Genomic DNA, 12,675 nt, shown 5'->3' with positions numbered 1-12,675 from the left:
CCGTCGAGGCTGAGGTGGCGCGCGTCACATGGCAAGCGTTTGCCATTTGTTGCCATCATGAGACATGCCTCCCCGCAAGCGGGCCACCATCACCGACGTCGCGGCTGCCGCGGGGGTCGCCGCCTCGACGGTCTCGCGCGCGTTCACCCACCCCGGCCGGGTCAACGTGCACACCCGCGAGCACGTCCTGGCGGTCGCCGAGGAGCTCGGCTACGCGCCCAACCCGGCCGCGCGGGCGCTGGAGTCGGGGCGCACCCGCACCCTCGCTCTGCTCGTCCCCGACATCACCAACCCCTACTTCGCGGGGGTCATCAAGGGGGCCGAGCGCGGGGCTGCCGCCGCGGGCCTGACCTTGGTGCTCGGCGACACGGCGGAGAACCCCGCCCAGGAGGCGCAGCTGGTTCGGCGGCTCGGGCCGGCGGTCGACGGGTTCGTGCTCAGCGCGTCCCGGCTGCCCGACGAGGAGCTCCGGCGGGCGGCCGACCTGAACCCGATCGCGCTCGTCAACCGGGCCACCCCGGGCCTCGCCTGCGTGGTCGCCGACTTCGACAGCGGCACCCGCCAGATCGTCGACCACCTGGCGTCGCTCGGCCACCACTCCTTGGTCTTCCTCGGCGGCCCGCCCGAGTCCTGGTCGGGCGCGCGGCGCTGGGCCGGGCTGCGGGCCGCGGCGGAGGAGCGAGGGCTCGGCGCGACCCGCTTCGGCCCCTACGTGCCGGCCCTGGCGGGCGGCGCGGCCGCGGCGGACGCGGCGATCGCCGCCGGCGCCACCGCGGTCGTCGCGCACAACGACATGCTGGCGATCGGGGTGATGCTCCGGCTCGCCGAGCGCGGCGTCGACGTCCCCGGTGACGTCAGCGTCGTCGGCTTCGACAACATCGTCGGCGCCGACTTCTGCAACCCGCCGCTCACGACCCTCGCCGAGCGCACCGAGGAGGCGGGAGCGCGGGCGGTCGAGGCGGTGGCCGCCCAGGTGCTCAGCCGCACCGACGACCCGCCGACCCGGGTGCTGCCGACCCAGCTCGTCGTACGCCGGTCCAGCGGGCCGGTGCCCGGCTGACCGGCGACGGTGGGTCCGACAGCCTGCCCCAGTGGTGTCCGCCGACAGGATCGGGCCACCTGATTGGCGGCGGCGACGATGCCGCAGGTACCTTTTGCGCAGCACGATTGTGCTCCGGGTCACAAGGCGCACCACCCCCGCGCCGGCTGCCGGGGCACTAGTACCTCGGTACGCGGAGACCCCGCCCATGCCGGTGACCTCGAAGGAGTGCACGTGACCCACAACGGCTTCGGCCCGGACCTCGTCGAGGTCTTCGGCCCCTCACAACAGGACGGCGGTCCGGAGCTGGTCCAGCTCCTGACGCCCGAAGGTGAGCGCGTCGACCACCCGGACTTCCGCTTCGACACGGGCGGGGAGCCGGAGGACGAGGTCGTCCGCGGCTTCTACCGCGACATGGTGCTCACGCGCCGCATCGACGTCGAGGCCACCGCGCTCCAGCGCCACGGTGAGCTGGGCATCTGGGCCCAGCTGCTCGGCCAGGAGGCCGCCCAGGTGGGCGCCGGCCGCGCGCTGCGCCCGCAGGACTTCGTCTTCCCGACCTACCGCGAGCACGGCGTCGCCTGGTGCCGCGGCGTCGACCCGCTCAACCTGCTCGGCCTCTTCCGAGGCGTCGACCAGGGCGGCTGGGACCCGGCGGCCAACAACTTCGGGCTCTACACGATCGTGATCGGCGCGCAGACGCTGCACGCCACCGGCTACGCCATGGGCATGCAGCGCGACGGCGTCGTCGGCACCGGCGACCCCGACCGGGACGCCGCGGTCGTCGCCCACTTCGGCGACGGCGCGTCCTCGCAGGGCGACGTCAACGAGGCGTTCATCTTCGCGGCCTCCTACAACGCCCCCGTCGTGTTCTTCTGCCAGAACAACCAGTGGGCGATCTCGGAGCCGATCGAGCGCCAGACCCGCATCCCGCTCTACCAGCGCGCCCTCGGCTTCGGCTTCCCGGGCGTCCGGGTCGACGGCAACGACGTGCTCGCGACGTACGCCGTCACGCAGGCCGCGCTGCAGCGAGCCCGCGACGGCCAGGGCCCGACGTTCGTGGAGGCCTACACCTACCGGATGGGTGCGCACACCACGACCGACGACCCCACCCGCTACCGGCTCTCCGACGACCTCGAGCGCTGGAAGCTCAAGGACCCGATCGCCCGCGTCGAGGTCTACCTGCGCCGCAACGGCCTCGCCGGGGACGACTTCTTCGCCGCCGTGCAGGAGGAGGCCGACGACCTCGGCGTCCACCTGCGCGAGGGCTGCAAGGCGCTGCCCGACCCGCAGCCGCTGTCGATGTTCGACCACGTCTACGCCGAGATGACCGAGGAGCTCGCCGCCCAGCGCGACGGCTTCGCGGCCTACCTCGACTCGTTCGAGGGAGCTCGCTGATGGCACAGAAGGTCACGCTCGCCAAGGCCCTCAACATGGGCCTCCGTAAGGCCATGGAGGACGACCCCAAGGTCCTCCTGATGGGTGAGGACGTCGGCAAGCTCGGCGGCGTCTTCCGGATCACCGACGGGCTGCAGAAGGACTTCGGCGAGGACCGGGTCATCGACAGCCCGCTGGCCGAGTCCGGCATCGTCGGCACCGCGGTCGGCCTCGCGCTGCGCGGCTACCGCCCGGTCGTCGAGATCCAGTTCGACGGGTTCGTCTACCCGGCCTACGACCAGATCGTCTGCCAGGTCGCGAAGATCCATTACCGCTCCCAGGGCAAGCTCAAGATGCCGATGGTCATCCGGATCCCGTTCGGCGGCGGCATCGGCGCGGTCGAGCACCACAGCGAGTCGCCGGAGGCGCAGTTCGCGCACACGCCGGGCCTCAAGGTGGTCGCCTGCTCCAACCCCGTCGACGGCTACTGGATGATCCAGCAGGCCATCAAGTCCGACGACCCGGTGATCTTCCTGGAGCCGAAGCGGCAGTACCACGCTGACAAGGCCGACCTCGACGAGACCGCGACCCCGGAGCCGCTCTTCCGCTCGCGGGTCGTGCGCGCCGGCGGCGACGTCACCGTGCTCGCCTACGGCCCGACGGTGAAGACCGCGCTGTCCGCGGCCGAGGCCGCCGCCGGCGAGGGGCGCTCGCTCGAGGTGATCGACCTGCGCACGCTCTCGCCGCTCGACATGGCCCCGGTCTACGAGTCCGTACGCCGGACCGGCCGCGTCGTCGTCACCCACGAGGCGCACGTCAACCTCGGCATCGGCGCCGAGCTCGCCGCCCGGATCACCGAGGAGTGCTTCTACTCCCTGGAGGCCCCGGTGCTGCGCGTGGGCGCGTTCGACGCGCCCTACCCGCCGTCGCGGATCGAGGAGGACTTCCTCCCCGACCTCGACCGGGTGCTGGACGCCGTCGACCGATCGTTGGGGTTCTGACATGGCCGAGTTCAAGCTGCCCGACGTGGGCGAGGGCCTCACCGAGGCCGAGATCGTCAAGTGGCACGTGGCCGTCGGCGACGTCGTGACGATCAACCAGGTCATCGTCGACATCGAGACCGCGAAGTCGATCGTCGAGCTGCCCTCGCCGTACGCCGGCACGGTCACCGCGCTGCTGGTGCCCGAGGGCGAGACGGTCCCGGTCGGCACGCCGATCATCGCGGTCGGCGACGAGGCCGCGCCGTCGGCCCCGGCCCCTGCCGCCGTGGACCCCACCGAGATCGACCTGTCCAACCCGGCCGCCTCCGGCGGCGGCGAGGGCGAGTCGCTGGTCGGTCGCAACAAGGCCGACCGCGGGCCGGTCCGGCGCGCCCGCAAGGTCGCCTCGGGCGCGGCCGCCGCCCACTGGCAGACCCAGGCGGCCTTCGAGTCCGGCGTGGCCTCGCCGATGGTCGAGGCCGAGTCGGCCCCGGAGCCGGTGCCGTCCCGCGCGGTGCCGGTGTCCGCCGCCGAGGTCCGCGTGCTCGCCAAGCCGCCCGTGCGCAAGCTCGCCAAGGACCTCGGCGTCGACCTCACCACGCTCACCCCGACCGGTCCGGACGGGACCGTGTCCCGCGACGACGTGCAGGCCGCCGCGGGCGGGACGTCGTCCGGATCGGCTGCTCCGGCGACCACGGCGTACGCCCTGGCGCCGGGCGAGCGGGAGACGCGCGAGCCGATCAAGGGCGTGCGCAAGATGATGGCGCAGGCGATGAGCCAGTCGGCCTTCACCAGCCCGCACGTCACCGAGTGGATCACCGTCGACGTGACCCGCACGATGGAGCTCGTCGAGCGGCTCAAGACCCGTCGGGAGCTGCGCGACGTGCGCGTCAATCCGCTGCTCCTGCTGGCGCGGGCGACCCTGCTCGCGATCCGCCGGACGCCGGAGATCAACTCCTGGTGGGACGAGGCCGCGCAGGAGGTCGTCTACAAGCGCTACGTCAACCTCGGCATCGCCGCGGCGACCCCGCGCGGGCTGGTCGTGCCCAACGTCAAGGACGCCGAGTCGCTCTCGCTGACCGAGCTCGCCTCGGCGCTCGGGGAGCTCGTCGACACGGCCCGCGCCGGCAAGACGCAGCCGGCCGAGATGAGCGGCGGCACGTTCACGATCACCAACGTCGGCGTCTTCGGCGTCGACGCGGGCACCCCGATCATCAACCCGGGTGAGTCGGCGATCCTCTGCTTCGGCGCGATCAACAAGCGCCCGTGGGTCGACGAGGTCACCGGTGAGATCGTGGTGCGCGACGTGACGACGCTGGCCCTGTCCTTCGACCACCGGCACATCGACGGCGAGAAGGGCTCGCGGTTCCTCGCCGACGTCGCCGGGATCCTGCAGGACCCGGGCAGCGCGCTGCTCTACTGATCTGGCACGCTCGCCGCGTGCGTGAGCTGACCGAGCCGATCGACCTCTGCCGGTCCGACGGCCGCCTCGACGAGGCGGCCGTCGGCTGGTCCCGCCGCCCGTTGGTCCGCCCGAACCTGCGCGGCTGGGGGCGGGCGAAGCGCTGGGAGTACTGGGGCGTCGTCACCGACCGCTTCTGCGTGGGGATCGTGGTGTCGGCACTCGACTACGCCGGCGTCTGCTCCCTGTGGGTGCTGGACCGCGAGACCGGGCGGACGTGGGAGAGCGAGGCCGTGCCGCCGCTCGGCCGGGGCGTCACCCTGCCGCCCGAGTACGGCGGCGTCGCGTCCGTCACGGCCGGGCACCTGCACATCGAGGTGTCCGACAGCGCGCTGCGGGCCACCGCGCCCGGCGTCGAGGTCGACCTGGCGGTCGCGCCGGGTGCCGAGGTGCTGGGCGTGGTCGTGCCGTGGAGCAGCCGCCGCTTCCAGTACACGGTCAAGGACGTCTCGCGGCCGGTGTCGGGCCGGATCGTCGTCGACGGCACGTCGTACGACGTCGAGGGCTGGGGCGTGCTCGACCACGGACGCGGCAAGTGGCCCTACTCGATCACCTGGAACTGGGCGGCCGGCTCCGGCCCGGGCCGCGGGCTGACCCTCGGCGGCAAGTGGACCGACCGCACCGGCATCACCGAGAACGGGCTGTTCGTCGACGGCCGGCTGCACAAGATCCACGCCGACCTGGTGTGGGAGTACGACCCGACCGACTGGCTGAGGCCGTGGCGCGTCCACGGCGAGGGGATCGACGCGAGGTTCACGCCGTTCCACGAGAAGGTGTCGAGGACCAACCTCGGCGTGGTCGCCAACGAGACCCACCAGTGCTTCGGGCACTGGACGGGCTGGGCGGCCACCGACGCCGGCGAGCGGGTCGACCTCGAGGGCCTCGTCGGCTGGGCGGAGGAGGCGCGCAACCGCTGGTGATCAGCGGCGCTCGAACGCGCCGAGGTCGGTCCGGCCCACCACCGGCCGGCGCACCTGCCCGGCGGGGTGGACGTACTCCCAGCGGACCCGCCACCGCTGCGGCACGCGCACGCCGCGGTCGAGGGCGGGCGACCCGGCCCGCAGGCGGAAGTCGTCGTGCGCCGGGTCGACGAAGGTTCCCCGACCGACGCGGAGGTTGGCCCGCGACGGCACGCCGGCGAGCGAGGTCAGCTCGCCGGGGCCGACCAGCAGGTTGTTGCGCAGCTCGGCGCGGCTGCCCGCGGCGAGGTCGACGAACGTGCCTGCCGGGCGGCGGTTCACGAACGTGTTGCCGACGACCCAGAGCTGCGGGGTCCCGGTCAGCCCCTCCGCGCCGTACGAGACCAGGGCGGAGTTCTCGGACCGCGGCCCCTGGACGACCACGTTGCCGGCGACGAGCGAGCGGCCGCCGTTCGGCAGGTCGATCGAGTAGCTCGCGGTGGCGTCGCGGTCGGTGATCAGGTTGCCGACGATGGTGTTGCGTGCGGCGCGGGACTTCAGCTCGTGGCCGGTGTCGGCGCCCCAGAGGTAGCTGCCCGTGACGGTGAGCGAGCGGACCGCTCCGACGTAGATGTTGTGGGTCAGGCCGTCGCCGGCACAGTTGCGGAAGAACCGCGAGCGCCGGATCACGATGTCGCTGGCGGGGTCGGCGCCGGTGAGGATGCCGTCCTGGTTGTGGTGGAACCAGCTCCGGGTGACCGTGAGGTCGGTGCCCTCCTGGCGGATGCCGGCACCGTTGCCGTCGGGGACGGTCGCCCCGCTGAGCTCGACGAGGTCGACGGTCGTGCGGTCCCCGGCGATCACCCAGATCGCCTTGCCCTGCGCGCTCGCGCCGGCGGCGCGCAGGTGCGCCCGGCCGCCGTCGCCGCGCAGCGTCAGGTCGTCCTGGGTCCAGGTCGCCACGTCACCGACGTAGGTGCCGGGGTCGATCAGCACGGTGTCGCCGTCGCGCGCGACCGCCGCGGCCGCGCTGGGCGTCCGGAGCTCGCGGTCCGGACCGACTCGCCAGGTGCGCGGTCCGCCGGCGTCTGCCGGGACGAGGGTCACGGTGCACAGGAGGCAGCCGAGGAGGACCGAGAGGGTGGGCCGCATGGGCCCATTGTGTGGGCGCTAGAGGCAGGCGCGCACCAGCGCCAGCACCAGGCTCTCGGTCACCGCGACCAGCTCGTCGATCGACACCGCCTCCTCGGGCCCGTGCGCGAGCCGCACGTCGCCGGGTCCGTAGTGCAGCGTCGGCACGCCCGCGCCGGCGTAGAGACGCAGGTCGCTGCCGTACGGCGCGCCGCGCTCGCGCGGCCGCGGCCCGCGCGTGACGTCGGCATGGGCGCCCGCGACCAGGTCGTAGAGGGCGCGGTCGTCCTCGGCGTACGCGCCGCTCGCGAACTGGCCGCCGGTCCACGCGACCGTCGGCCGGTGCTCGCGCAGCCACGGGTCGGCGGCGGCCGCGTCGGCGACCGCCTCCTCGAGCGCGGCGCGGGCGGCGGCCGGGTCCTCCCCGAGCGCGACGCCGTAGCGCCCCTCGGCGACGAGCAGGTCGGGCACGCTGCTCGCCCAGTCGCCGCAGGCGACCCTCCCGATCGAGAGCGGGTAGGCGACCGGGTACTCCGCCATCAGCGGGTGCACGTCCCGGTTGCGGCGCTCCTGCAGCGCGGCGAGCGCCGCGTGCACCGGGAGGAACTTCTCGAGCGCGCTGACCCCGGCGTACGACGTGCTGCCGTGCGTCGCCACGCCCGGGACCCGCAGCTCGAAGGTGAGCGCTCCGGCGTTGGCGGTGGTGATCGTGCCGCCGGTCGGCTCGGTGATGATGCAGGCCCTGCCGCGGTGGCCGCGGTCGAGCGTGGCGAACGCCCCGAGGCCGCCGTCCTCCTCGCCGACGACGAGCTGGAGGGCGTACGGCCTGGAGAGCTCGATGCCCGCGGCGCGGACCGCCCGGGCGGCGGCGAGGTTGGCGACCACGCCGGCCTTCATGTCGCAGGTGCCCCGGCCGTGCACGGTGCGGCCCTCGACGGTGGCCGTGAAGGGGTCGGTGCGCCACTGGCCGAGGTCGCCGCTGGGCACGACGTCGACGTGTCCCTGGAGCACCAGCTCCGGTTCGCCGGGACCGCTGCTCGCGACCAGGCCCCACGACTCGCTGCGCACCGCCTCCCAGCCGGGGAACCCCGGGTCCGCGGTCAGCCGCGGGAGGTCGAGCTGCCAGAGGTCGACGTCGAGGTCGAGCCCGCGCAGCTGCTTGGCGAGCAGGTGCTGGACGTCGGACTCGGCGTCCGACCCGCTCACCGACGGGACGGCGATGAGGTCGACGAGGTCGCGGACGAGCTCGCGCTCGTCGACGAACGCGAGCGCCCGCAGCTCGACGTCGGAGAGGTCGCGGTGGGACACACCCGGAAGGGTAGGTCCGCTCAGGGCTCGATGTGGGGGACTTCCCAACCTGGGGGTGCGATCGGGTGCAGCATCGCGTCGGTGCCGCCGTCGACGAAGAGCACCGCGCCGACGATGTTGGCCGCGCCTGCGGACAGCAGGAAGCCGATCGCCGCGGCGACCTCCTCCGGCCGCCCGGTGCGGCCGATCGCGGTCGGGTAGGCGTCCACCGCAGCCCCGAGCACGGGGTCGGCGCGCATCGCCTCGACCATCGGCGTCTCGGTCGCGCCGGGCGCCACGGAGTTGAGCCGGATGCCGGCGCCGGCCCACTCCGGCTTCACGCCCTCGCGGCGCGCCCACCAGGCGAGCGCGGCCTTGCTGGAGGGGTAGACCATCACCGAGTCGACCTTGGCGGCCTCCTCCCGGGCGAGCGGCTCGTCGTCGCGCAGGCAGGCCTGCGCGACCGGGGCGTTCCAGCCGGGCATGCCGGTGATGGAGTTCGACGCGAGCAGCACGACGCCGGCGCCGCCGGCCTGCGCACCGCGGGTCAGCTCGGCGTGGAGACCGGTGACCAGCGCGACCGCGCCGAAGAAGTTCACGGACACCAGGAGCGCCGAGTCGATGCCGGTGCGGCCGGCGATCCCCGCCGCCGGCACCGCGCCGTGGACGACGTCGGTGAGCGCGCGTACGCCGTCGACCGCGCGCGCCCGGCCGTCCGGCGTGGCCAGGTCGGCGAGCACCTCGACGCCGTCGCCGGGCGTCACGTCGACACCGATGACCTGGTGCCCCTGGCCGCGCAGCATCCGAGCGGTCGCCGCCCCGATCCCCGAAGCCGCCCCGCTCACGACGTACGTCCTCATGGCCGGGACTGTAACGCGTTCTAGTGCGCCGGTGGCGTCAGAACCGGTAGCGACGGGCCCGCTGGGCGAGCGACCCCGGACCGACCTCGAGCATGCCGGCCAGCTCGTGCTCGAGCACCGCGCCCACCCGGCGGCAGAACTCCTCGGGCTCGTCGGCGGCGTCGGGGAGCTCGGCCACGATCCGGTCGACGATGCCGCGCTCCTTGAGGTCGAGCGCCCGCACCTGCTGGGACCGCGCCATCTCGGGCGCGTGGTCGAGGTCGCGGTGGACGATCGCGCTGGCGCCCTCCGGCGGGAGCGGCGAGAGCCAGGCGTGCTGCGCGGCGATCACCCGGTCGGCGGGCAGGAAGGCGAGCGCGCCGCCGCCGTTGCCCTCGCCGAGCATCAGGCACAGCGTCGGGGCGGTCAGGGTGACGAGCTCGTGGAGGCAGCGCGCGATCTCGCCCGCCATGCCGCCGTTCTCCGCCTCGGCCGACAGCGCCGCGCCCTGGGTGTCGATGACCGTGACCAGGGGCAGCCCGAGCTCGGCCGCGAGGCGCATCCCGCGCTGCGCCTCGCGCAGCGCCTCGGGCCCCATCGGGTGCTCGGCGGTCTGGCCCCGCCGGTCCTGCCCGAGGAACACGCACGGCGCGTCGCCGAAGCTCGCCAGCGCCAGCAGCAGCCCCGGGTCGCGCTCGCCCTGGCCGGTGCCGTTGAGCGGGATCACGTCGCTGGCGGCGTACCTCAGCAGCCGGCGTACGCCGGGGCGGTCCGGCCGACGCGACCGGGTGACGGCGTCCCACGTCTCGACGTCCGGCAGCGGGCTGAGCGGCACCGGGTCGGGCACGGGGCGGATGCCGTGGCGCGGCGCGAGCAGGATCCGCAGCGCCCGGTCGAGGATGCCGGCGATCTCCGAGGGTGGCATCACCGCGTCGACGATGCCGCGGGCGTAGAGGTTCTCGGCCGTCTGCACCCCCTCCGGGAAGGGCTTGCCGTAGAGCGCCTCGTAGACCCGCGGCCCGAGGAACCCGATCAGCGCGCCGGGCTCGGCGACCGTCACGTGGCCGAGCGACCCCCACGAGGCCATCACCCCACCGGTCGTGGGGTGCCGGAGGTAGACGAGGTACGGCAGCCCGGCGGCCTTGTGCGCCGCGACGGCGGCGGTGATCCGCACCATCTGGACGAACGCCGGGGTGCCCTCCTGCATCCGGGTGCCGCCGCTCACCGGACCCGCGAGCAGCGGCAGGCCCTCGCGGGTGGCGCGCTCGATCGCGGCGATCAGCCGGTCGGCGGAGGCGCGGCCGATCGAGCCGGCGAGGAACGCGAACTCGCCCATGACCACGGCCACCCGGCGGCCCTTCATCAGCCCCTCGCCGGTGAGCACGGACTCGTCGGCACCGCTCTTCTCCTGCGCGGCGGCGAGCTCGGCGGCGTACTCCGGCGACACGCCGGTGCGGTTCGGCGCGACGTCCCACGACGTCCACGAGCCCTCGTCGAGGACCAGGTCGATGAGCTCGGCGGCGGCGAGGCGGGAGGGAGTCGGGCTCATGTCGGCACGCTAGTCCAGGCGCCGTCAGAACCACCCGGAAGGGCTACGTGGTCCGGGCGGTCGGCCGACCTCCTCACCTGGTGACCGGGCCAACCTCGCGGCCCCGAACCTGGAGTGCCATCCATGTCCGCTCGCCACCTGCGCCGCGCCGTCGGCGCGTCCGCTCTCGCCCTGCTCGCCTCGCTCCTCGTGATCGTGGTGCCCCAGCCCGCCTCCGCCGTGCACCAGATCGCCACGGTGACCCTCGACGGCAGCACGACCCAGCCCGGCCGGATGCTCCGCGACGGCACCGCGTCCCAGTGCGGGACGCAGAAGGTCTACCCCGGGAGCGCCAGCCCGGCCACGACCTTCAACTACGCGACCACGGCGTTCGTCGCCCCGACCTCGGGGTGTCTGACCGTCAGCCTCTCGCACGTCACCTGCGTCTCGCCGACCAACGCGTTCCTGTCGATCTACAGCGCCGAGTACCACCCCACGTCGCAGGCCAGCCACTACCTCGGCGACCAGGGCTCCTCGGGCGCCACCGCCCCGCCGCTCCAGGTCAGCGTCGAGAAGGGCAGGACCTACGTCGCCGTCCTCAACAACACCAACGCCCAGGAGGCCTGCTCGGGCGACGTCACCTTCGACCTGGCCGACGACACGACCCCGCCCGACACGGCGTTCGTGAGGACCCCGCCGGCCAAGGTGCGCGACTCCGCCGCCGTGCTGACCTTCACCGGCCAGCCGGCCGCTGACACCGCGAGCTTCCAGTGCCAGGTCGACGGCGCGGCCTTCGCAGCGTGCACCTCACCGCTCGAGCTCACGGCGCTGGCGGTCGGGTCGCACACGGTGGCGGTCCGCGCGCTCGACGGGTTCGGCAACGCCGACCCGAGCCCCGCGGTCGCCACGTTCGTCAGCTGCGACCTCAAGAGCGGCACGCTCACGCTCGAGACGGCCACCGCGGCGCTGGCCGGGGCCGACAAGGCGGTCGCGAAGGCCAAGCAGAGGCTGGCGAAGGCGAAGACGCCGAAGGCCAGGAAGAAGGCCAGGAAGCGGCTCACGAAGCTCACCAAGGCGGCGACGGCGGCTCGCCAGCAGGTCACCACGATCCAGCAGGGTGTCCACGCCTGCGCCGAGTGACGGGTCAGGCCCGGGTCGCCGCGAGGATCTCGGCCTCGCGGTCCCGGGTCATCCCCGTGACCACGGCGTCCGGGGTGGCGCGCAGCCACGCGAGCGTGTCGCGGGCGGTGTCGGCGATCGGGCGGGTCACGAGTCCGGCGGCGTACGACGGCTCGGGGTCGTGCGCCGCCATCCCGTCGTAGAGGGGTCTCGGCAGCCACAGCGGCAGCGACTCCGGTCCGGCCCACGGCTCGACGCCCAAGTCCTCGAGGGCGTCCTGGGGCAGCCAGGCCAGCGACGCCTGCGCGCCGACGCCGTCCGCGACCCGGGCCAGCAGCTCGGCAGCGGGGAGCACGTCGCCCACGCCGTCGTAGTCGCCGACGGTGCGCTCCTCGGCGCAGGTGACGATCCACGCGGCGAGGTCGCGGACGTCGATGACCTGGAGCCGGTCCTCGGGGCTGCCACCGGCGAGCGCCTCGCCGGCGTCGGCCAGCCGCGCGGGCCAGTAGGTGAACCGGCCGGTGGGGTCGTCCGGCCCGACGATCAAGCCCGGCCGGACCACGGTCGTCGTGGCCGCGCCGGCCCGCACGACGTCCTCGCACGCGACCTTCATCCGGCCGTAGGCCTCCGCGCTCGACCGGGGATCGACGTCTTCGGTGAGCGGCTCACGCGTCGGCGAGGTCGCCGGCGTGCCGAGCGGCGGGTGCGGGTCGGGGTAGACGTTCACGGTCGAGACGAACACCCAGTGGGCGTCCGGCCAGGCCGCGACGGCGCTGCGCACCCACGACGGGAGCCGCGCGACGTCCACGACGGCGTCGTACGCCGTCTCCGCGAGCGCGTCGGGCACGGGCTCCGCCCGGTCCCAGTGCACCAGCGCGGCGCCGTCGGGCACCGGACCGGAGCTCCCGCGGTTGGCGCAGGTCACGTCGTGGCCGCGGGCGACCGCCTCGGCCGCGACCGCCTTGGACAGGAACACCGAACCGCCGAGCACCAGGATCCTCACGCCGCCCACGG

At 74.1% G+C, this 12,675-nt stretch carries 11 protein-coding genes; 6 read left to right on the top strand and 5 right to left on the bottom strand.

Annotated features, from left to right (window positions below; all coding sequences use genetic code 11):
- The first annotated feature begins 64 nt into the window (after positions 1–64).
- From HZF07_RS14085 to HZF07_RS14065, 5 genes are all read left to right on the top strand, one after another.
- Positions 65–1,060 carry a LacI family DNA-binding transcriptional regulator gene (locus HZF07_RS14085; RefSeq protein WP_157342515.1) on the top strand — a complete coding sequence of 332 codons (996 nt, stop codon included), beginning with the start codon at positions 65–67 and terminating at the stop codon, positions 1,058–1,060.
- A gap of 213 nt (positions 1,061–1,273) precedes the next feature.
- A complete protein-coding gene (pdhA, locus tag HZF07_RS14080; RefSeq protein WP_309504741.1) occupies positions 1,274–2,437 on the top strand; it encodes a pyruvate dehydrogenase (acetyl-transferring) E1 component subunit alpha in 1,164 nt (387 codons plus the stop codon).
- The gene (locus tag HZF07_RS14075) at positions 2,437–3,417 is read left to right on the top strand and encodes an alpha-ketoacid dehydrogenase subunit beta (RefSeq protein ID WP_157342513.1); all 981 of its coding nucleotides are present in this window, start codon (positions 2,437–2,439) and stop codon (positions 3,415–3,417) included. The genes pdhA and HZF07_RS14075 overlap by 1 nt, the downstream gene beginning before the upstream one ends.
- Position 3,418: 1 nt before the next feature.
- A complete protein-coding gene (locus tag HZF07_RS14070; protein WP_157342511.1) occupies positions 3,419–4,819 on the top strand; it encodes a dihydrolipoamide acetyltransferase family protein in 1,401 nt (466 codons plus the stop codon).
- 17 nt (positions 4,820–4,836) lie between these two features.
- A complete protein-coding gene (locus tag HZF07_RS14065; protein WP_181645193.1) occupies positions 4,837–5,778 on the top strand; it encodes a DUF2804 domain-containing protein in 942 nt (313 codons plus the stop codon).
- Here HZF07_RS14065 and HZF07_RS14060 read toward each other — a convergent pair whose 3' ends face one another.
- Genes HZF07_RS14060 through HZF07_RS14045 form a run of 4 tightly spaced genes read right to left on the bottom strand, consistent with a single transcriptional unit; the run spans position 5,779 to position 10,563 of the window.
- Positions 5,779–6,909, bottom strand: coding sequence for a right-handed parallel beta-helix repeat-containing protein (locus HZF07_RS14060; RefSeq protein ID WP_157342509.1), 1,131 nt, complete (start codon positions 6,907–6,909; stop codon positions 5,779–5,781).
- Between the two features lie 18 nt (positions 6,910–6,927).
- Complete coding sequence (locus tag HZF07_RS14055) at positions 6,928–8,196, bottom strand: ArgE/DapE family deacylase (RefSeq protein ID WP_309504740.1); 1,269 nt, start codon at positions 8,194–8,196, stop codon at positions 6,928–6,930.
- A 20-nt stretch (positions 8,197–8,216) separates the two neighbouring features.
- On the bottom strand, positions 8,217–9,035 hold the full coding sequence (locus tag HZF07_RS14050; protein ID WP_157342507.1) for an SDR family oxidoreductase: 819 nt from the start codon (positions 9,033–9,035) through the stop codon (positions 8,217–8,219).
- Between the two features lie 37 nt (positions 9,036–9,072).
- Positions 9,073–10,563 carry a carboxyl transferase domain-containing protein gene (locus HZF07_RS14045; protein WP_157342505.1) on the bottom strand — a complete coding sequence of 497 codons (1,491 nt, stop codon included), beginning with the start codon at positions 10,561–10,563 and terminating at the stop codon, positions 9,073–9,075.
- A gap of 123 nt (positions 10,564–10,686) precedes the next feature.
- On the opposite strand from HZF07_RS14045, the gene HZF07_RS14040 reads away from it, so the two are divergent.
- Positions 10,687–11,682 carry a hypothetical protein gene (locus HZF07_RS14040; protein WP_157342503.1) on the top strand — a complete coding sequence of 332 codons (996 nt, stop codon included), beginning with the start codon at positions 10,687–10,689 and terminating at the stop codon, positions 11,680–11,682.
- A gap of 4 nt (positions 11,683–11,686) precedes the next feature.
- Here HZF07_RS14040 and HZF07_RS14035 read toward each other — a convergent pair whose 3' ends face one another.
- Complete coding sequence (locus tag HZF07_RS14035) at positions 11,687–12,664, bottom strand: NAD-dependent epimerase/dehydratase family protein (RefSeq protein ID WP_181645192.1); 978 nt, start codon at positions 12,662–12,664, stop codon at positions 11,687–11,689.
- Between the last annotated feature and the right edge of the window lie 11 nt (positions 12,665–12,675).

The organism is Nocardioides agri (assembly GCF_013778305.1).
GTDB classification, from domain to species: Bacteria; Actinomycetota; Actinomycetes; order Propionibacteriales; family Nocardioidaceae; genus Nocardioides; species Nocardioides agri.
The sequence above is the reverse complement of the archived record's forward strand: the minus strand, read 5'-3'. Positions and strand labels throughout refer to the sequence as shown.

Excerpts from the sequence above, each read along its gene's own strand:
- HZF07_RS14070 (WP_157342511.1), top strand. The coding sequence starts at position 3,419 with ATGGCCGAGTTCAAGCTGCCCGACGTGGGCGAGGGCCTCACCGAGGCC.
- HZF07_RS14075 (WP_157342513.1), top strand. The coding sequence starts at position 2,437 with ATGGCACAGAAGGTCACGCTCGCCAAGGCCCTCAACATGGGCCTCCGT.
- HZF07_RS14040 (WP_157342503.1), top strand. The coding sequence starts at position 10,687 with ATGTCCGCTCGCCACCTGCGCCGCGCCGTCGGCGCGTCCGCTCTCGCC.
- HZF07_RS14060 (WP_157342509.1), bottom strand. The coding sequence starts at position 6,909 with ATGCGGCCCACCCTCTCGGTCCTCCTCGGCTGCCTCCTGTGCACCGTG.
- HZF07_RS14050 (WP_157342507.1), bottom strand. The coding sequence starts at position 9,035 with ATGAGGACGTACGTCGTGAGCGGGGCGGCTTCGGGGATCGGGGCGGCG.
- HZF07_RS14045 (WP_157342505.1), bottom strand. The coding sequence starts at position 10,563 with ATGAGCCCGACTCCCTCCCGCCTCGCCGCCGCCGAGCTCATCGACCTG.
- HZF07_RS14085 (WP_157342515.1), top strand. The coding sequence starts at position 65 with ATGCCTCCCCGCAAGCGGGCCACCATCACCGACGTCGCGGCTGCCGCG.